Annotated in this window: 1 pseudogene; it reads right to left on the bottom strand. The window is 38.0% G+C overall.

Features of this window, described 5'->3' with window-relative positions:
• Positions 1 to 245, bottom strand: a pseudogene (locus EII29_RS12560) (hemolysin); the annotation flags it as partial.

The raw sequence follows: 245 nt of genomic DNA, 5'->3' as shown, positions 1-245 counted from the left end.
TTACCTACATAAGCCGTTCCCGATTTGATATTACCGTTCTCATCTATCAACTGTGGTGCTTTTGACGGGTCTGTATATATTACTTTTGCATTATAACCTAAATCCTTATACGCATCTTCAAATGCTTTTCCTATTTCTGTCTGGTCTGTTGCCTTCTCAAGTCTTTTCCCTGCTATGTTGTCTATTGTTGTTCTTAATCTTCCTTCTCCCAACTGACCCAAAAAGTTTCTGTTATCATCTCCTCT

The organism is Leptotrichia sp. OH3620_COT-345 (assembly GCF_003932895.1).
Taxonomy (GTDB): Bacteria; Fusobacteriota; Fusobacteriia; order Fusobacteriales; family Leptotrichiaceae; genus Pseudoleptotrichia.
The sequence above is the reverse complement of the archived record's forward strand: the minus strand, read 5'-3'. Positions and strand labels throughout refer to the sequence as shown.